Source organism: Dokdonia sp. Asnod3-C12 (assembly GCF_045063975.1).
Lineage (GTDB): Bacteria > Bacteroidota > Bacteroidia > Flavobacteriales > Flavobacteriaceae > Dokdonia.
In genome coordinates, this window is record NZ_JBEFNY010000003.1 from 1672038 (window position 1) to 1689981 (window position 17944).

At 38.5% G+C, this 17944-nt stretch carries 15 protein-coding genes; 11 read left to right on the forward strand and 4 right to left on the reverse strand.

What is annotated here, in order from left to right:
- Positions 1-229 precede the first annotated feature (229 nt).
- From ACJJVW_RS07705 to ACJJVW_RS07730, 6 genes are all read left to right on the forward strand, one after another.
- On the forward strand, positions 230-3337 hold the full coding sequence (locus ACJJVW_RS07705; RefSeq protein WP_405251230.1) for a glycosyl hydrolase: 3108 nt from the start codon (positions 230-232) through the stop codon (positions 3335-3337).
- A gap of 121 nt (positions 3338-3458) precedes the next feature.
- Complete coding sequence (locus tag ACJJVW_RS07710) at positions 3459-3695, forward strand: hypothetical protein (RefSeq protein WP_298323116.1); 237 nt, start codon at positions 3459-3461, stop codon at positions 3693-3695.
- Positions 3680-3973 carry a type II toxin-antitoxin system RelE/ParE family toxin gene (locus ACJJVW_RS07715; RefSeq protein WP_405251231.1) on the forward strand — a complete coding sequence of 98 codons (294 nt, stop codon included), beginning with the start codon at positions 3680-3682 and terminating at the stop codon, positions 3971-3973. The genes ACJJVW_RS07710 and ACJJVW_RS07715 overlap by 16 nt, the downstream gene beginning before the upstream one ends.
- Positions 3973-4524, forward strand: coding sequence for a CopD family protein (locus ACJJVW_RS07720; RefSeq protein WP_405251232.1), 552 nt, complete (start codon positions 3973-3975; stop codon positions 4522-4524). Before ACJJVW_RS07715 ends, ACJJVW_RS07720 begins: the two co-directional genes overlap by 1 nt.
- Complete coding sequence (locus tag ACJJVW_RS07725; protein WP_298323110.1) at positions 4524-5972, forward strand: PAS domain-containing sensor histidine kinase; 1449 nt, start codon at positions 4524-4526, stop codon at positions 5970-5972. The genes ACJJVW_RS07720 and ACJJVW_RS07725 overlap by 1 nt, the downstream gene beginning before the upstream one ends.
- A 59-nt stretch (positions 5973-6031) precedes the next feature.
- A complete protein-coding gene (locus ACJJVW_RS07730) occupies positions 6032-6805 on the forward strand; it encodes an enoyl-CoA hydratase/isomerase family protein (RefSeq protein ID WP_405253077.1) in 774 nt (257 codons plus the stop codon).
- A gap of 313 nt (positions 6806-7118) precedes the next feature.
- Here ACJJVW_RS07730 and ACJJVW_RS07735 read toward each other — a convergent pair whose 3' ends face one another.
- Entirely contained in the window at positions 7119-8531 is a 1413-nt protein-coding gene (locus ACJJVW_RS07735; protein ID WP_405251233.1) for a Gfo/Idh/MocA family protein, read from the reverse strand.
- A 272-nt stretch (positions 8532-8803) separates the two neighbouring features.
- On the opposite strand from ACJJVW_RS07735, the gene ACJJVW_RS07740 reads away from it, so the two are divergent.
- The 3 genes from ACJJVW_RS07740 (at position 8804) to ACJJVW_RS07750 (ending at position 13668) form a co-directional block, all read left to right on the forward strand.
- Complete coding sequence (locus tag ACJJVW_RS07740; RefSeq protein ID WP_405251234.1) at positions 8804-10531, forward strand: helix-turn-helix domain-containing protein; 1728 nt, start codon at positions 8804-8806, stop codon at positions 10529-10531.
- A 235-nt stretch (positions 10532-10766) separates the two neighbouring features.
- Positions 10767-11174 (forward strand): hypothetical protein, encoded by a 408-nt coding sequence (locus tag ACJJVW_RS07745; protein ID WP_405251235.1) that lies wholly within the window; start codon positions 10767-10769, stop codon positions 11172-11174.
- 196 nt (positions 11175-11370) lie between these two features.
- The gene (locus ACJJVW_RS07750) at positions 11371-13668 is read left to right on the forward strand and encodes a prolyl oligopeptidase family serine peptidase (protein ID WP_405251236.1); all 2298 of its coding nucleotides are present in this window, start codon (positions 11371-11373) and stop codon (positions 13666-13668) included.
- Between the two features lie 86 nt (positions 13669-13754).
- Here ACJJVW_RS07750 and ACJJVW_RS07755 read toward each other — a convergent pair whose 3' ends face one another.
- On the reverse strand, positions 13755-14414 hold the full coding sequence (locus ACJJVW_RS07755) for an HD domain-containing protein (protein ID WP_144782694.1): 660 nt from the start codon (positions 14412-14414) through the stop codon (positions 13755-13757).
- A gap of 203 nt (positions 14415-14617) precedes the next feature.
- Positions 14618-15031, reverse strand: coding sequence for a BrxA/BrxB family bacilliredoxin (locus ACJJVW_RS07760; RefSeq protein ID WP_108877581.1), 414 nt, complete (start codon positions 15029-15031; stop codon positions 14618-14620).
- 199 nt (positions 15032-15230) lie between these two features.
- Between ACJJVW_RS07760 and ACJJVW_RS07765 the strand changes: the two genes are divergently transcribed.
- Together ACJJVW_RS07765 and ACJJVW_RS07770 are read left to right on the forward strand one after the other, a co-directional pair.
- Positions 15231-15998, forward strand: coding sequence for a TerB family tellurite resistance protein (locus tag ACJJVW_RS07765; protein ID WP_013750523.1), 768 nt, complete (start codon positions 15231-15233; stop codon positions 15996-15998).
- An 80-nt stretch (positions 15999-16078) separates the two neighbouring features.
- The gene (locus ACJJVW_RS07770; protein WP_405251237.1) at positions 16079-16756 is read left to right on the forward strand and encodes a haloacid dehalogenase type II; all 678 of its coding nucleotides are present in this window, start codon (positions 16079-16081) and stop codon (positions 16754-16756) included.
- 4 nt (positions 16757-16760) lie between these two features.
- On the opposite strand, the gene ACJJVW_RS07775 is transcribed toward ACJJVW_RS07770, so the two are convergent.
- Positions 16761-17909 (reverse strand): lycopene cyclase family protein, encoded by a 1149-nt coding sequence (locus ACJJVW_RS07775; protein ID WP_405251238.1) that lies wholly within the window; start codon positions 17907-17909, stop codon positions 16761-16763.
- Between the last annotated feature and the right edge of the window lie 35 nt (positions 17910-17944).

Here is a 17944-nt window from a genome sequence, read left to right on the forward strand (position 1 = left end):
CGTTGATGAGAATGATTTATTAGAATTTTTTGAGCCTGATGTGTGATCTCTCCTTCGTCGAGATGACGATTGCTTTTCGTATTCTCTCTATTGCTGAGATGATAATAATGACGTTAATTTTATAGAGATTATAGGGTATACGCTTTCGCGAAAGCGTTAAAAACTCATCGTTACTTCTTACTTCATAGAGAATTGTGTAATTTTCTTAGCTATAACAAACACAATCCAAATGAAGACAAAATTATGCTACCTATTACTGGCGGTTTGCTCAGTATTATCTTTTGATACGTTTGCACAAACACCAGACCCCTCTACTTACGAAGCTTTAGAATATAGACTCATTGGCCCTTTCCGAGGTGGTCGAAGTGCTGCCGTTACTGGAGTGCCAGGTCAGCCTGACTTATTTTATATGGGAAGTACTGGTGGCGGTGTGTGGCGCACTACAGATGGTGGTAAAGAATGGGAAAATATCTCCGATGGATATTTTGGAGGTAGTATAGGAGCTGTTGAGGTTTCAAAAAGCGACCCAAACGTTATTTACGTAGGTGGTGGAGAGAAAACTCTCAGAGGAAACGTATCTTCTGGATACGGAATCTGGAAGTCTGAAGACGCAGGAAAAACGTGGATCCAGTCGGGTCTCAAGGAAAGCCGCCACGTGCCAAGAATACGTGTCCATCCTACTAATTCTGATATTGTATATGCTGGCGTTTTAGGTAATATCTATAAGCCTACACAAGAGCGCGGTGTTTATAAAAGTACAGATGGAGGGAAGACTTGGAAAAGAACCTTATTTTCAAATGCAGATAGTGGTGTAGTAGATTTAATTATAGACCCAAACAATCCACGTGTGTTATATGCAACAACTTGGAATGCTCGAAGAACACCTTATAGCTTGAGTTCTGGTGGAGAAGGATCTGCCGTATGGAAAAGTACAGACAGCGGTGAAACGTGGAAGGAGATTTCTACAAACGATGGTTTTGCCGAAGGTATCTTGGGTATTATGGGAATTACTGTTTCACCAGTAAACAGTAACCGACTATATGCAATGGTAGAAAACCAAGAAGAGGGGGGTTTATACACATCTACAGATGCAGGAATAACTTGGAAAAAAATAAACGATGAGCGCAAATTGCGCCAGCGTGCTTGGTATTACACACGTCTATATGCAGATACTAAGGATGAGAATACCGTTTATGTATTAAACGTGCGTTACCATAAATCTACAGATGGAGGTAAAACTTTTAGTACGCATAACGCACCACACGGAGATCACCATGACTTATGGATATCTCCAGAAGATCCTAACCGAATGATTATAGGTGACGACGGTGGCGCACAAGTGTCTTATGACGGTGGGCGTTCTTGGAGTACGTATATGAATCAGCCTACGGCTCAGTTTTACCGTGTAACTACAGATAATGCATTTCCGTACAGAATTTATGTAGCACAGCAAGATAATAGTACAATACGTATCCCACACAGAACAGAAGGTGGATCTATAGGAGAGACAGACTGGGAAAGCACCGCAGGAGGAGAGTCGGCACATATTGCGGTAGATCCAGAGGATAATGAAATTGTGTATGGAGGTAGTTACGACGGATTCTTAACGCGTGTAAACCACGAGAAAAACACGGTACGTAGCGTATCTGTATGGCCAGATAACCCAATGGGACATGGTGTAGAAGATATGAAATACCGCTTCCAGTGGAATTTTCCTATCATTTTCTCAAAGCATAACCCTAACAGATTGTACACATTCTCACAAAGCGTGCACGTGAGTGAAAATGAAGGTCAAAGCTGGGAAGTAATAAGTGGTGATCTTACCACAAATGATCCAGAAAAAATGAAATCTTCTGGAGGACCTATCACACAAGATAATACTTCTGTAGAGTACTACTGTACCATATTTGCAGCAGCAGAGTCTCCTATGAAGGAAGGGTTATTATATGTAGGTAGTGATGATGGACTTGTACACGTTACTCGTAATGGTGGTACATCTTGGGAAAACGTAACGCCTAAAGGGATGCCAGAAAATATGATGATAAATAGCGTAGAGCCATCTGCCTTTGAAGAAGGAACTGCTTACGTGGCTGGAACACGCTACAAGCTAGGTGATTTTGCTCCTTATTTATATAAAACGACAGACTACGGAAAGTCGTGGAAAAAGATTACAAACGGTATTCCAGCAGAGCATTTTACACGTGTAGTACGCGAAGATCCTAAGCAAAAGGGATTATTATATGCCGGTACAGAAGCGGGAATGTACATCAGTTTTGACGATGGTAAAAACTGGAAATCGTTCCAACTTAACTTACCTATCGTTCCTATTACAGACCTTACTATTAAGGATGATAACCTCATTGTAGCAACGCAGGGGCGTAGCCTTTGGATTATAGATGACCTTGGGATGTTGCATCAGTCCGCTTTCGCGAAAGCTGGAACAAACAAATTATTTAAGCCAAAACCAACCTACAGAATGGGCGGAAATGGTGGAAAATCAAGCCTGACTGCTGGAACTAATCATCCAGGTGGTGTAATGACTTACTTCAACTTGAAAGATTTTGATGCTAAGAAAGATACTGTAATGTTATCTTATATGACGATGGCTGGTGATACGCTCAAGTCGTTTAGCACAGGAGCTAGGAAAAAAGGTGAAAAGCTAAAAGCTAAGAAAGGTGGAAATATGTTTGCATGGAACACGAGAAAAGACGGAGCCGAAAAGCTTGATAAAATGGTATTATGGTGGGCAAGTCTAGAAGGTCCTAAAGCGGTACCTGGAAATTATAAAGTAGCTCTTAATGTTAATGGTGAGGTGCAGACAGAAACGTTTGAGATAGTGGCAAATCCAAATGCAGAGGCTACAGTGGCAGATATGCAAAAGCAACATGACTTTATATCTGATGTAAATAAATCTGTAGACAGAGCGCACCAAAGCATAAAAAAGATTAAGAAAATTAATAATCAGCTCAAGTCGTTTACTACGCAATACAAAGACGATGAACGCACTGCAGATTTGCGTGAGAAAGCAAAAACAATGCAAGAAGAGTTTGGTAAGATTGAGAAAGAATTATACCAGACGAAGAATCGCTCAGGACAAGATCCACTTAACTTCCCTATTAAGTTAACAAACAAACTAGGGCACTTAAATAGTCTTGTGGGTATGGGAGATTTTGGACCTACAGATCAAGACCTAGCTGTAAAAAATGAACTTACGGCAGCAATCAATACACAGCTTGATGCATTTGACACAATGCTAGATGCAGAGGTAACTAAGTTTAATGATGAGTTTAATAGCTTGAAGTTAGATTACCTTTTTGTGGAGGATGCAAAGGAGTAGGTAGAGTAATTTTATTATTAGAAAGGCGCAGAAGAAATTCTGCGCCTTTATTGTTTTGTGCACTATTACCTTAAAATCCTCATATCATAATTTCCTTTATCTTTGTTAGAAAGCCACTATTATGGACTTAGATGCAACTAAAATCAAACTCGTAGAACTCTTACTTAAAGTGAAAGAGGAGGGCACATTGTATAAAATAAAGAGCATTCTTGATGAAGAAGCTCCTACAGATTGGTGGGGTAATTTAAGTAACGAAGAAAGAGCAGCTATTGAGCTTGGAAAAAAGCAAGCAGATGAGGGTTTATTGATTCCGCACGACGAGGTAATGAATGTTTTTGATAAATGGCGTATAAAGTAACGTGGACGCCTAACGCGAAGGAAGGTCTTCAAGATGTTATTCTTTATCTTGAGCAAGAATGGACTTCAAAAGAAATTTTAAAATTAGATACTGCTATTTCTGCTACGGTAAAAACGATTTCCTCAAATCCATTAAGCTTTCCTCTTTCATCAACAGTATTTGAGGTTCATAAAGCAGTTGTAGATAAAAATAATTTTATAGCTTACGAGGTCTTACAACATATTAATGAAGTAAGAATATTAGCTTTTCAAAGTACTAAGAAACTCCCTAAATACTAATGGCAGAATACTACTTTTATTTTAAATCCCTACACATCATCTTCGTTGTCACTTGGTTCGCAGGTTTGTTTTACATGCCGCGTCTTTTTGTATATCAGATAGAAGCTAGTGAAAAACCGTCACCAGATAAAGAAATACTTGGCAAGCAACTTGGCTTAATGGCACATCGCCTTTGGAAGATAATTACAGGGCCTTCTATGGTGCTCACTGTGATTTTTGGGAGCTTGATGTTTTATGTAAACCCTGGTCTTTTTAGTGCTCCGTGGATGCATATTAAATTAGCATTCATAGTACTCCTATTTTTATATCATTGGAAAAGTTGGCGTATACACAGAAGTTTACAAGAGGGAGTTTTTAAATACTCATCCGGCCAGATGAGACTGTGGAATGAAGGCGCAACGCTTATCTTATTTGCAGTGGTTTTTCTAGCAGTCACAAAAAGTACAACCAATTGGATTTTTGGAATGCTAGGCCTCGTAGGTTTGGCAGTATTGTTGATGTTAGGCATTAAATTGTATAAGAAAATACAAGATAAAAACCCAAATGCTTAATGCTCACTTTTAATCGTACCTCACTAGGAACAAAGATCTTTACCTCCATGCTCATGCTGGTATTGATTGCCTTTTTAATGATAGCAGGGGTCACTTATTTTCAATATAAAGAGCAGATAAGAGATTATAATGAGGAGCGATTAGAGCGCAAGGAGTCTTCCATAAGAAAGACGATAGATTTTGTGTTGAATAATACGAGCTACGAACTCAAAACCGAAAAAATCCCATATATCTTTAAAGAAAAGATCTATGAGATTGCAAGTATACAAGGTGAGAACATCAGTATGTATGACCTTGAGGGAGAGCCATTGATATCATCAAAGGATCAACTATTTGATAGCCCAGAACAAAAGAAGCTTTGTCTAGAAACACTTCAAAATCTTGAAGAATCTGAAGAAAAGAGATACGTAAATCAGCTAGATGGAGAAGTATCACAGCAGCTTTCATACTCATTTATAAACGATCCCAAATATAAGCCACTTGCTATATTAGAAATCGAGTATGAAGATAGCGAGGCTTTTATCAATAAGGAGCTTCGTGAGATTTTATGGCGTCTTGTGGTTGTAAATATATTGATGGTTATCACAGCTATTCTACTAGCGTATTTTCTGGCTAGGTATATTACTAAGACCTTAAAAACGGTAGAGGATAATATCAAAGAAACTCAACTAGACAAACGTAACGAGAAAATAGATACTACAGAGCTCCCATCAGAACTTACAACATTGGTCAATGCCTATAATCGTATGATTGATGAGCTAGAAGGCAGTGCTGTGAAGCTTGCGCAAAATGAACGAGAAGCCGCTTGGAGAGAGATGGCAAAGCAGGTGGCTCATGAGATTAAAAATCCACTTACGCCTATGCGACTTACGGTGCAGAGTTTTGAGCGCCGTTTTGACCCAGAAGATCCAGAGGTTCACGGCAAAATTAAGGAATACAGCAAGACACTTATTCAGCAAATTGACACGATGAGTAGTATTGCTAGTGCTTTTTCGAACTTTGCAGACATGCCAGCGCAGCAAAGCGAGATTCTTAATGTGCCTAATATTGTAAAGCTCTCTGTAGATATATTTAATGAGCGTTACATCTATTTCTCTAGTGAAAAGGAAGAGCTGTTTGCAAATTTTGACAGGACGCAACTGATTCGCGTGGTTACTAATCTCGTAAAGAATGCAGTACAAGCTACAAAAGACACAGATAACCCTAATATTATCGTAGCAGTACAAGAGCTAGATACTAAGGTCGAGATTAGTGTTATAGATAATGGAACTGGCATTACAAAAGAAAATGAAGCTAAAATATTCGAACCTAAATTTACTACCAAATCAAGTGGGATGGGACTAGGACTAGCAATGGTAAAAAATATTATGGAGACCTATAATGGAAGTATTACCTTTACTTCAGAAGAAGGAAAAGGAACCATTTTTAAGGTTGTTTTTCCAAAATAAGACGTCTCAAGGCGTAGCGATTAAGGCTTTATACGAACCAACATTAAAATCAACATAGTATTATGTACAATAATATTCTTTCAACTACAGAAAACGGTATCACTACCATCACAATCAATCGTCCATCTAAGCTTAATGCTTTAAACAAAGAGACTATTGAGGAACTTCATAACGCTTTCGCGAAAGCGGAAGAAGATGCAACCGTACGCGTTGCAATTATAACCGGTTCTGGCGAAAAAGCTTTTGTAGCAGGAGCAGATATCTCAGAGTTTGCAAATTTCTCAGAATCTGAAGGGGCAGAACTTGCTCGCATGGGACAAGAAATTTTATTTGATTATGTAGCAGATATGGGAACTCCAGTTATCGCTGCAATTAATGGTTTTGCACTAGGTGGCGGACTAGAACTTGCGATGGCGGCACATTTTAGAATAGCTAGTGATAATGCACGTATGGGACTGCCAGAAGTAGGCCTAGGAGTTATCCCTGGATATGGTGGTACACAGCGCTTACCACAATTAGTAGGTAAAGGACGTGCTATGGAGATGATTATGACTGCAGGAATGATAGACGCAAATACTGCACTTGATTACGGTCTTATCAATCATATTGTTGCACAAGAAGAATTGTTACCACTTGCAGAGAAGCTAGGAGGTAAAATCATGCGCAACTCACCTATGGCAATCGCAGCGGCAATTAATGCTGTAAATGCAGGTTATGAAGACGGTGTAGACGGGTATGATACAGAGATTGAAGAATTTGGAGGTTGTTTTGGAACTGATCAGTTTATAGAAGGAACAACGGCATTTCTTGAGAAGAGAAAGGCTGATTTTTAGAAAGAAAGAGTAATATCTCGTTATAAATTTAGAGGTTCGTCTATCTTTAGATAAAATAATCACAACGCTACGTTCTTGATAAATAGATTGGGATACTGAAATGGATGATTATTAAATAAAAACTATTTAAAATTAGGTATTATGGCAAAGAGTAAAGATTCAAAGAAGAACGTGAAGAAAGAACCTACTAAAACTGCCAAAGAGAAAAAAGCAGAAAAGAGAGAGAAAAAAGCAAAATAGACCATTTTATTCATTTCCATAAAAAAATCCGCAATTGTATGATTGCGGATTTTTTTGTTTTTAAATGAAATAATTATAACTCCCAGCCCTTACGATAGTCACGCTTCACCCATGCATTTGCTTCCTCATAATTAGTTACACGCATATTATCTCCGTCCCACTTAATCGTACGACGACCAGGGTAGTTATATGGATCCCAGTCTCCTGATTTTTTACCTTCTTTCAATTCTTTGTGTTGGTAAGCTTTAATCGCAAGATTGCCCATAAGTACAGCTTCTGTAAGCGGCCCTCCATAAGAAAATGGTGATGAGGTAGTACCGCCATTGATACAGGCCTCAATCCACTCTCCTGCGTGACCAGCGGTTACCCTTTTTATAGTTTGCGGTATTTCCGCCATATCGTTCATACGCTCGCTAGGTAGTAGTCGCGGGTTTGCACTATAGGTATCTGTAACCATAATGCCATCGCTACCGTAAAAAATGCTACCACCACCGCCATCACCTGGCTTCTCTCCCTCTCCTAGTTCGCTAGGTAAATCCGGCATAATTCCACCATCATACCAGTTTAGGCCCACGTCACCTTGCGTAGGCGAGTTAAACTTTAATCGTACTATAGAACTTGGTGGGCAAGCCTCGCGATAATCTGCCTCCACAAAATCACCAGACCAGATGCTCGTGCAACTAGCCTCGGCTTCATAAGGAAAGCCTAGATTTAATGCTTTAAATGGAGTTTCCATAATGTGGCAACCCATATCTCCCATGGCTCCTGTACCAAAATCCCAAAAACCTCTCCACTTAAATGGTAGGTAATTCTCATTATAAGCACGGTATGAAGCAGGCCCTAACCATAAATCCCAATCTAGGTTTTCGGGCACTGGATGTCCTTCTGTAATATGTTTAAATCCTTGTGGCCAAACGGGGCGATTAGTCCAGCAGTCTACACGAGAGACAGTGCCAATTACTCCGGAGTTAATCCATTCCTGCGCTACTCTAATCCCATCACCAGAAGCTCCTTGGTTTCCCATCTGGGTTACAATGCCTTGTTGTTGTGCTACGGTTGCCATTAAGCGAGCCTCATAAATATTATGCGTAAGAGGCTTCTCTACATAGGCATGTTTATTCTCATGCATAAAAGGTAATGCGATGGTAGCATGCGTGTGGTCTGGTGTTCCCACCATTACAGCATCTATTTCTTTAATATGATTGTCATATAACTCTCTAAAGTCTCTATACGTTTTGGCTTTAGGATGCATGGCATAGCTCGCAGCACCCATCTTATCATCTACGTCACACATAGCTACAAACTTCACTTTACCATAGTTTGTAAGATCATTTACCACGCCACCGCCACGACCACCCACTCCTATTGCTCCTATATACAAAGTATCAGAAGGAGGTATATGATTTCCACCTAACACAAAGCTAGGAACGATAGTAAAAGCAGCGCTGGCTGCAGCACTTTTTTGAAGAAAGGAACGACGTTTCATAAGGGTTGCTTGTTTGAATCTCTCCTAAAGATATTAAAAATCAATTGGATATAATGTTTAATAGGGGTTGTTGCGCTTTCGCGAAAGCGGAAACTAACAAGAGATTTTTAAGTGGTTGTCAGATCTGATCTATAAGGCATGAGGTTTTTGTAGAATAGGGATGCCTTTGTGAAACAGATAAGTGGTAGTTCGGTTTGTGTAAATGGATACCCTAAGCTTTACTTATATTTGAGATGTTGTAACATTGTTAAGCCTTGTTACACTCATACCATATGACTAAGTCTTTATACCTTTTTCTTTTTTTTGTACTTATTCTCGGTGCTTCTGCGGCTATTGCACAGCAGGACACTCTTGCTACCACTAGTTATGATGAGTTGAGAGAGATTATACTAAGCGAGCTAAAGGATCAAAAGGATACTCTGCGCGCGATAGAGATTACTAAGTATCATAAAAACCGAGCGATTAAGGAAAATAACCAAGAGGAAATAAGTTTTGGGTACGGCCGCTATGGTTTTCTCATTGGAATCAAGGGAGAGGTAGAAGAGAGTATTGCTGCATTAGATACAGCTATTACTATTGCAGAGGCTAATAAGCTTAACGAACTGGCACTTAGAGCTCATGTTACTAAAGCGCTCGTTTATAATTCAAATTTTCTAATTACCGAGAGTATAGATTCTTATTACAAAGCACTAGAGCTAGCATATCAAGAAGAGGATTATGCAACGGCTTATGGAATTATTAATGCTTTGGGCTGGATAAAAGGCAGCATGGAAGATTATGACGGTGCCATAGATATATTAAGAAGAGGATTGCGTAGTGTATCTGACGAGGATATTATAATAGATAAGAAGATAATTACAAGACGCGAACTCAAAATAGCTTTTAATCTTAATATCGCTGTGGCTCATCGCAATGCGCGTCGCTTAGACTCTACATTGTTATATATAGATCGAGCAGAAGAAATTATATTTTTACCTGTAGATAGCTGTTACATAAGTACCGCTTTTGAACTTAAAGCAAACACGCTAGTAGATAAAAACAACTTTGATGAAGCAAGTGTTTATCTCAAAAAATCTACAGAATACTGCCGTCCAAAGTCTGCCTTAGATAGTTTGAGATGGAGTAATACCAAGGGAGCGATATATCTGGGTAATAAAAAATACAAAGAAGCTATTAACGTCTTAAATCGTGGGTTGAAAATCTATACAGTTACTCCTGCAGAGGAGAAGTTTATGGTAGACTATTATAAGACACTTGCTAAGGCTTATAAAAATATAGGTATGGTAGATAGTGCAAACTATTTTCTTGAGAAGCACCTCAATACCACTAGCAAATCTAATGACTTGAGAAGCGGACTATCAAACTCTTTTAGGAGACAAGAAATTAAAGAATTTCAAAAAGAGCTTAATGAACTTTCAAAACAAAAATCTCAAAAAGAAAGCATACTTCTATATGGAGGTATAGCCGGTGGTCTTATTATACTTTTACTTATTTACGGTCTCTTTCGTAGCAATAAAAAAAGGAAAGAAAATGAGGAGAAATTCAATATTCTTGAGGCTAAAATATCGGCGGCAAAGGAGTCTGAAAATATTATCGACACTAAGGATGAGGTGCTAGAAGAACAAACGACCTCAGATGTAAATCCAGAGACTACACAACTTATACTAGACGGTCTTAAAAAATTGGAAGAGCAATACTATTTCTTACACCCAGCCTGCAGCGCACCTAATGTAGCAAAGCGTATTAAAACGAATACGACATACCTATCTAAGGTGATTAATGCTCAGTTTGGTAAAAACTTTAGCACTTACATAAATGATTTGCGTATTAATTATGCTATCAAAAGATTGAAGCAAGATCCAAAATTTCGCAATTATACCATTAGTTCGATAGCTACAGAATTAGGATATAAAAGTGCAGATTCGTTTACAAAGTACTTCAAAAAAGATACAGGACTTCTTCCTTCATTCTACATTAAAAAGCTCAACGAGGCAGCTTAAAATTTCACTTTTTCTTCATGATCAAACCCTAAATTTATAAAATTAGGGTGAGGATTTTTTTGCTTTCGCGAAAGCGTGCATATATTCATTAAAGCCAGTTGTAGCAGTGCTTTACGGCGATTATATACTGCCCTAATTTTCCTAAAATCGGGTAGCTATTCTTTTATATAGGTTAATCTTAACACATCTTTGGTTTTAGAAATCAATCACATATCAATTCTAAAAGCCGAACATTATGACATCATTAAAAAAAGTAATTAAGTATATACTCTTACTGGTTGTGGGATTATTTGCAGGGGTATTTATCGCAGGAGCTATAAGCGGCGCAAAAGATGCTTTAAGTGCAGATAAGTCTGACGCAATTCAAGCAGTACTTCTAGATCACTGCGAGTGCGAGTCTGTGACTTCTTTTATCTACACAAAGGGGATCCACTTTAGCAAAGAAGATGGTGTATCTACCGAAACAGCCGAATATGAACTCAAAAATTGTACTTACGATAATTTGTACAAGGAAGTAGCGCGTCTCAATCTAGTACTCCTAGAAGAAGTAGAAGGTTATGAACAACTTGACCTTCTTAAACTAGAGTTTGTAGGAGCAGAAAAACATGAAACTATTACCATAAAAAATGGTGTGGTGCAGTGATAACAACTAGCGATGACGCTTAATACATACTCCTAGATAAAATCAATTAACCATCTAATCATCAAAAATCAACAATTATGAAACCAGCAATAAACACAGATCGATTTGCACAAATGGGCAAACTCGCCATAGGAGTCTTAACAAGCTTTGCGATACTATTTCTTATTCATATTTCTAATTATTAATATCAATCATTATGACCACAATAATCAAGTATATCATAAGTCTCTTAATAGGCATTTGTGCGCAGCAAGCAGTCGCACAACAACTCACAGGATCTTATGCAGGGACTATAACTGCTCAAGGAGTTGAAATTGAACTTATTTATAATTTTGAAACTGTAGATGGCAATCTTACGGCAACCATGGATGTACCTATGCAAGGAGCGTCTGGAATAGCTATGGATAGCGCCACACTTGAAGAAAATAAGATTTCTATAACAAGTGCAAAACTAAAAATGAGGTATCTTGGGACTATTACAAATGATAACATCTCAGGAACCTACACTCAGCTAGGTGCTGACTATCCATTACAATTAATGAAAACAGAAAAAACACTCCCAGGAAATACATCATTACCGTCATCAAGCGAGGCACTTGCAAAGCTAATTGCACAAGAAGATGGAGATTTTAAATATAAAGTAGAAGATTACTTCCAGACGCCAGAGGCGTATGCTTTTAAACTTTCACCAGATGGAAAGTACTTGTCGTACATGAAGCGTAGAGAAGATGGAAAAAGAGATCTTTTTCTAAAAAATACGACTACTCAAAAAGAAATCAAGCTTGTAGAACAGCAAGAAGATTTAATACGTAGCTACTTCTGGGCGAGCGAAGATCGCATTGTGTATTCTCAAGATAAAGGAGGTAATGAAAATTACCATCTCTTTGGAGTAAATCTAGACGGCAGCGATAATGAAGAGTTAACACCTTTTGATGAGGTGCGCGTAGCTGTACTGGCCGTTCTTAAGGAGGACAAGGATCACGTTATCGTGCAGATGAATAAGGACAACCCTGCACAAGAAGAGCCTTACAAATTAAACATCAACACGGGAGCTATTGAGAAGCTGTACACCGCACATGAGGGAGATGCACCGGTAGCAGGATATGATTTTGATAAGCATGGAAAGCTACGTGCAATCTCAAGAATTATCAATGGCGTAGACATGGAGTTGCTTTACAATATTGATGGTGAGTTTGTAAAAATAATGGAAGTCCCTTTTGGAGAAACTTTCGGTATCAGTCGTTTTGATTATGCTTCAGATAATCCAGATGCGGCTTATGTGATTTCTAATCTTGAGACAGATAAAATCGAGATCCAGCGTTATGATTTGCGAGCAAATAAGGTGCTGGCAACCATGTACAAGGATGAGACGTATGACGTGAGCGGAATTACGCTTTCGCGAAAGCGTAACTACGAGATTGATTATTTTTCGCACAATGGTGAGAAAGCGGTTATCGTACCTGTAAGTGATACCTATAAAAAGGTACAGAAGCGTTTGCAGAAAGATTTTGGCGATAAAGATTTTTATGTGGTAGGACGCACAGATGATGAGAGTAAAATGATGGTTGTGGTAACGAGCGATCGCATTATAGGTGAGTATCATCTCTATGACGTGGAGGAGAATACGGTAACGTTGCTGTATAAAATTCTTCCTCAGCTTGAGGAGCAAGATATGGCTGCAATGACTCCTATTACTTTTAAGAGTCGTGATGGGATTACTTTACACGGGTATCTTACCATGCCTAATGGGGTAAAAGAAGGTCAAAAAGTACCTATGATTGTAAATCCGCATGGAGGACCGCAAGGAATACGTGATAGCTGGGGCTTTAACCCAGAAGCACAATTATTTGCTAGCCGTGGATATGCTACGCTAGCAGTAAATTTTAGAATTTCTGGCGGATATGGTAAGGAATTTTACACCTCTGGTTTTGGACAAATAGGTCGTAAAGCGATGGATGATGTAGAAGATGGTGTTGATTATGCAGTTTCCCTTGGACAGATTGACAAAGATAAAGTTGCTATTTACGGTGCAAGTCACGGTGGATATGCCGTGCTACGTGGAATGACCAAAACACCAGAAAAATATGCTTGTGGTGTTGATTATGTAGGTGTAAGTAACTTGCATACTTTTATGGAAACTATCCCGGCGTACTGGGAGAAGTATCGTGATATGTTGCATACCATCTGGTACAATCCAAACAAGCCAGATGAGAAGAAAATCATGGATGAGATTTCTCCAGCCTTACATGTAGATAAGATTGTAAAACCACTGTTTGTGGTACAAGGAGCAAATGATCCTCGCGTAAATATAGACGAGGCAGACCAGATTGTAGAGCAATTAAGAACTCGCGGAGTTGAGGTACCGTACATGGTAAAGTATGATGAAGGTCATGGTTTTGGGAAAGAAGAAAACACGTTAGAATTGTATAAAGCAATGATGGGCTTCTTTGCAGAGCACTTAAAACAAGAAGAAGTAGTTGCACTTAAAAAGTAGATTATATTTTACGCTTTCGCGAAAATTTGAATAAAAAAACCCTGAATGTCATTTGACATTCAGGGTTTTTAATGAGGTGTAATCTGCTATTTTAATCCTTCCCATTCGGCATAAAATTGGGCTAGGAAGCCTTCCATATAATGGTGGCGTTTCTCTGCCATTTTCTTACCAGTTTTTGTGTTCATTCTATCTTTTAATAGTAGCAGCTTTTCGTAAAAGTGATTGATGGTAGGAGCGGTACTTTTTTTATACTCCTCTACTGTCATAGCTAGCTGAGGTGCTATTGCTGGATCATAGAGTTTTCTGTTTTTAAACCCACCGTAGTTAAAGGTACGTGCAATCCCTATGGCTCCTATTGCGTCTAGTCTATCTGCATCTTGTACTACATCAAGCTCTGGAGATGTAAACGCTTGCGCTTTATTTCCTCCTTTAAAAGAGATGTTTTTTATAATCTGTACGACATGCTCAATCACGGTACTATCGCAGTTTTGGTTTAACAAAAACTCTGTTGCCATTTTAGGAGCAATAGTTTCATCACCATTAAAAAATTTCGAATCTGCAATGTCATGTAATAACGCGCCAAGCGCTACAACGAGAGGATCTACCTTTTCTCCTTGAGCTATCTTTACGGCGCTTTTATACACCCGTTCTATATGAAACCAGTCATGACCACCTTCGGCATTTGCAAGGGTGGTTTTTACAAAGGTGATGGTGTTGTCTATGAGTTCTTGGTGTTCGTGTGTCATCTTTAGAAGGAATAGGATAGATTATAATCTCAAATGTCGGCAGTTTGATTCATACCTACAAGGTTACTTATGGCAAAACTATGCAGTTTGAATTGTTACTTTTTCGCGAAAGCGCACTGAAAACAACATTCATACGCATAAAAAAACCACCCTAAAAAGAGTGGCTTATTTTTTATTGCCGTCTAGCGACTAAAGTCTACAGACTACTTTACGTGCTCGTTAAAAGCATCCATAAGGTTTTCTGCAATCATTTCTGCAGGTCTACCTTCAATGTGGTGACGCTCTAGCATATGTACTAACTCGCCATCTTTAAAAAGAGCCATTGAAGGGCTTGATGGAGGAAATGGCACCATAAAAGAACGTGCAAGATCTGTTGCCTCGCCGTCTACTCCTGCAAACACAGTAAATAAGTTGTCTGGCGTTTTCCCGTTTACTGTAGCATGTACAGCAGCTGGACGTGCATTACGAGCAGCACAACCACAAACAGAATTTACAACCATAAGAGTTGTTCCTTCTTTTTTCATTGCAGCGTGTACATCGTCTGTTGTATGTAATTCTGTGAAGCCATTTCTGGTAAGGTCTTCACGCATAGGTTTTACTAAATCTGGTGGATACATAATCAATATATTTTGATAACAAAGGTACAAAAAGTGTTCCTCCTTTGTATGACGGAAAATATGGCAGATTCTTACAATTATTTCCTACCGCTTTTATAACAAGCTGTAACTATGGCACAAAAGCGTAACAAACAGAATTTGCTCTCGTCTAATCTTAAGAACTCGTAGATTTGCAGTTCTAAAAGATTGAAAAGTACATATGATTAAATATATAGGAGCCGTAGTAGGTTGGTTTTTGGCACGTGGGTTTTTTGGCGCTGTCATAGGCTACTTTATCGGTAGTGCGATAGACATGATGATGAGTACAAATAAGGGAGCATCTGAAGGTGGATCTCGTGGGCAACGCTTTAAAGATGTTTTTGAGCAAGCCACACAGCAGAATGTCTCGCCTGGGGATTTTGAACTTAATTTGCTTTCACTCGCATCTATCGTGATCAAGGCAGATGGAAAAATAAGCCAGACAGAGCTAGACTATGCTAGAGCCTACTTTGTGAGAGCATATGGAAAGGAGCGAGCAAATGCAACCTTTAGAACTTTTAATGATGTGATTAAAAATCGTGAGATTTCGGCATCAAATATATGTACATACCTTAATGCAAGAACGCGTTATGAGGTGCGATTACAGATTTTACACTTCTTATTTGGCATCGCAGGAGCAGATGGTCAAATAAGTCAGCCAGAGGTAAATGTCCTGGGTACAATTGCAGGATATTTTAGAATCAACCATCAAGATTTTGAGAGTATCAAAAATATGTTTGTTAAGAAAGCAGACAGTGCCTATAAAATACTTGAAATAGATAAATCTGCTAGTAATGATGAGGTGAAGAAAGCCTTTAGAACCATGGCCAAAAAATATCATCCAGATAAACTCATGGACATGGATGAAGCCTACCGAAAGGGTGCCGAGGAGAAGTTTAGAAACGTGCAAGAAGCTTACGAGCAGATTCAAAAAGAACGCGGTATTTAACGTCTTTCTTAGTATAACCTTACTATTTCTTTAAGATACATTGTGTAAAGCACTGACTAACTTTGCAGCAAAACAATGTTATGAAGACGCCTTCCGTATTATTTTTTGATGTTAACGAGACTCTTTTAGAGCTTACAGCTTTAAAAAAAAGTATCACTACTGTTTTAAATGGAAGAGAGGAGCTTGTGCCATTATGGTTTAGCACGTTATTACATTACTCATTGGTGGAAAATGTAACAGGAGATTATAAAGATTTTAGCGAGATAGGTGTCGCGGCATTGCAAATGGTAGCCGCAGGCAATGACATTACCATTACAAAGGAGCAAGCTGAAGATGCGGTAATTAAGCCTTTTAAAAGTTTGATGCCTTATAAAGAGGTAAAACAAGCATTAGAGGCACTCAGGGATCAAGGCTTCAAGCTCGTTGCGCTCACAAATTCATCAACTTCTGGACTAGCAGAGAAGTTAGCATTTGCTGGTGTAAAGGATAATTTTGATACATTATTGAGTTGCGAGACTGTAGGAGCTTTTAAACCTAGCTTAGAAGTTTATAGTTGGGCACTTTCAAAATTGAATGTACAAGCAGAAGATGCTATGATGATTGCTGCTCACGGTTGGGATATTACTGGTGCAAAAAAAGCAGGAATGCAAACTACGTTTATAAGCAGGCCAGGCAAACAAATGTATCCACTAGCTCAAAAGCCAGATTATACTGTCGATACACTCGATGGTCTGGTAGACATCTTTTCAAATAAATAAGCTACTACTTTTTAAATAACACCTCAAATGCTCCTTTTATAAAAGGAATTTTAGGCGCACTTAAAATAACTTCAAGCTCGTCTTTATAGGATGATTCTTCATCTAGAAATTTAAAGATATGTGCGGTTTTTCCTTTTTTAAACATGCGTGTAAAAATCTCTGCACCACGTTCATTGTGCGCAGCAAGAACTTCAAGCAATACGCCATCATAAAAAGTCCAGCGATTTTTAAGGCTATAATTTTTTAGAGGTTTACCACTTTTTAAAAAGTCAATAAGCGCCGCAGATTTTTTCAAGGTATGTTTAAATGTATATCCTGTACTCGCTTTAGTCCACCCGCCTGCGGTACCTATATGTAGCACATGCTTGCTATTGTGTTGAGCAAAGTTATAAGTGGTCATAGGGATACTCCCGTATTCTCGATCTGTGATTTCATAATCTGTTACTCCAAGATTATTTAAATAATCCTTTATAGCTTCTTCGTACTCTTTTTTAGGAAGTAAATCTTTAGAGAAAAGCGTGTATTCTATAAGTGCTTCTTGAGGAGAAGTAGGAAGTATATACATAAATCTGCAATTACCTTTTTGAGGTATGCTAAAATCCATGTACGTTGCTACTTTAGTATTAAAAACAGCCTTATCAGTCTTTACAAACCAGCCTACAAAGTGCTGTTGTAATACCACAACTTTTTGCTGATTTTCTAATTGCTTTGGTTTGTAAATGCTATTTAAAATTGTGGTAGCATGATATTCATTATCAACAGTTTTTGCTATTGCTCCGTTTTCTTTTTCAGAGACATGTGTTACTTTACCTTGTATAAATTTGATATTGCTATGTTGCGATAATTCCGCTTTCGCGAAAGCGTACAATTGTTCACTCTCCACCTTTTTGTAGGTATATGGAGATATGTCTATGGTCGTACTTTGTTTATTTCCTTTAATTAGTACCGATGGCCAAGAGTAAGAAACTACACTTTCAAACAGATCTGGAGTAATCTCCCAAAAGCACCAAGTGCGATCGTTTTTTTTATCAAGATCTTGGTCGATGATAGCAATAGACACATTTTTAAAAAAAGGATCTCTTGCCATACGAAGCGCTGTTGTTAGTCCAGAAAGACCAGCACCTAGAATAATATAATCGTATTGATTTTGCACATGATAAAGATACGGGGAAGTTGTAAAAGAAGTAG

What these genes read in the sequence shown, in the direction of transcription:
- ACJJVW_RS07705 (WP_405251230.1), top strand. Translation starts at nt 230, where the DNA reads ATGAAGACAAAATTATGCTACCTATTACTGGCGGTTTGCTCAGTATTA.
- ACJJVW_RS07710 (WP_298323116.1), top strand. Translation starts at nt 3,459, where the DNA reads ATGGACTTAGATGCAACTAAAATCAAACTCGTAGAACTCTTACTTAAA.
- ACJJVW_RS07715 (WP_405251231.1), top strand. Translation starts at nt 3,680, where the DNA reads ATGGCGTATAAAGTAACGTGGACGCCTAACGCGAAGGAAGGTCTTCAA.
- ACJJVW_RS07720 (WP_405251232.1), top strand. Translation starts at nt 3,973, where the DNA reads ATGGCAGAATACTACTTTTATTTTAAATCCCTACACATCATCTTCGTT.
- ACJJVW_RS07725 (WP_298323110.1), top strand. Translation starts at nt 4,524, where the DNA reads ATGCTCACTTTTAATCGTACCTCACTAGGAACAAAGATCTTTACCTCC.
- ACJJVW_RS07735 (WP_405251233.1), bottom strand. Translation starts at nt 8,531, where the DNA reads ATGAAACGTCGTTCCTTTCTTCAAAAAAGTGCTGCAGCCAGCGCTGCT.
- ACJJVW_RS07740 (WP_405251234.1), top strand. Translation starts at nt 8,804, where the DNA reads ATGACTAAGTCTTTATACCTTTTTCTTTTTTTTGTACTTATTCTCGGT.
- ACJJVW_RS07745 (WP_405251235.1), top strand. Translation starts at nt 10,767, where the DNA reads ATGACATCATTAAAAAAAGTAATTAAGTATATACTCTTACTGGTTGTG.
- ACJJVW_RS07750 (WP_405251236.1), top strand. Translation starts at nt 11,371, where the DNA reads ATGACCACAATAATCAAGTATATCATAAGTCTCTTAATAGGCATTTGT.
- ACJJVW_RS07755 (WP_144782694.1), bottom strand. Translation starts at nt 14,414, where the DNA reads ATGACACACGAACACCAAGAACTCATAGACAACACCATCACCTTTGTA.
- ACJJVW_RS07760 (WP_108877581.1), bottom strand. Translation starts at nt 15,031, where the DNA reads ATGTATCCACCAGATTTAGTAAAACCTATGCGTGAAGACCTTACCAGA.
- ACJJVW_RS07765 (WP_013750523.1), top strand. Translation starts at nt 15,231, where the DNA reads ATGATTAAATATATAGGAGCCGTAGTAGGTTGGTTTTTGGCACGTGGG.
- ACJJVW_RS07770 (WP_405251237.1), top strand. Translation starts at nt 16,079, where the DNA reads ATGAAGACGCCTTCCGTATTATTTTTTGATGTTAACGAGACTCTTTTA.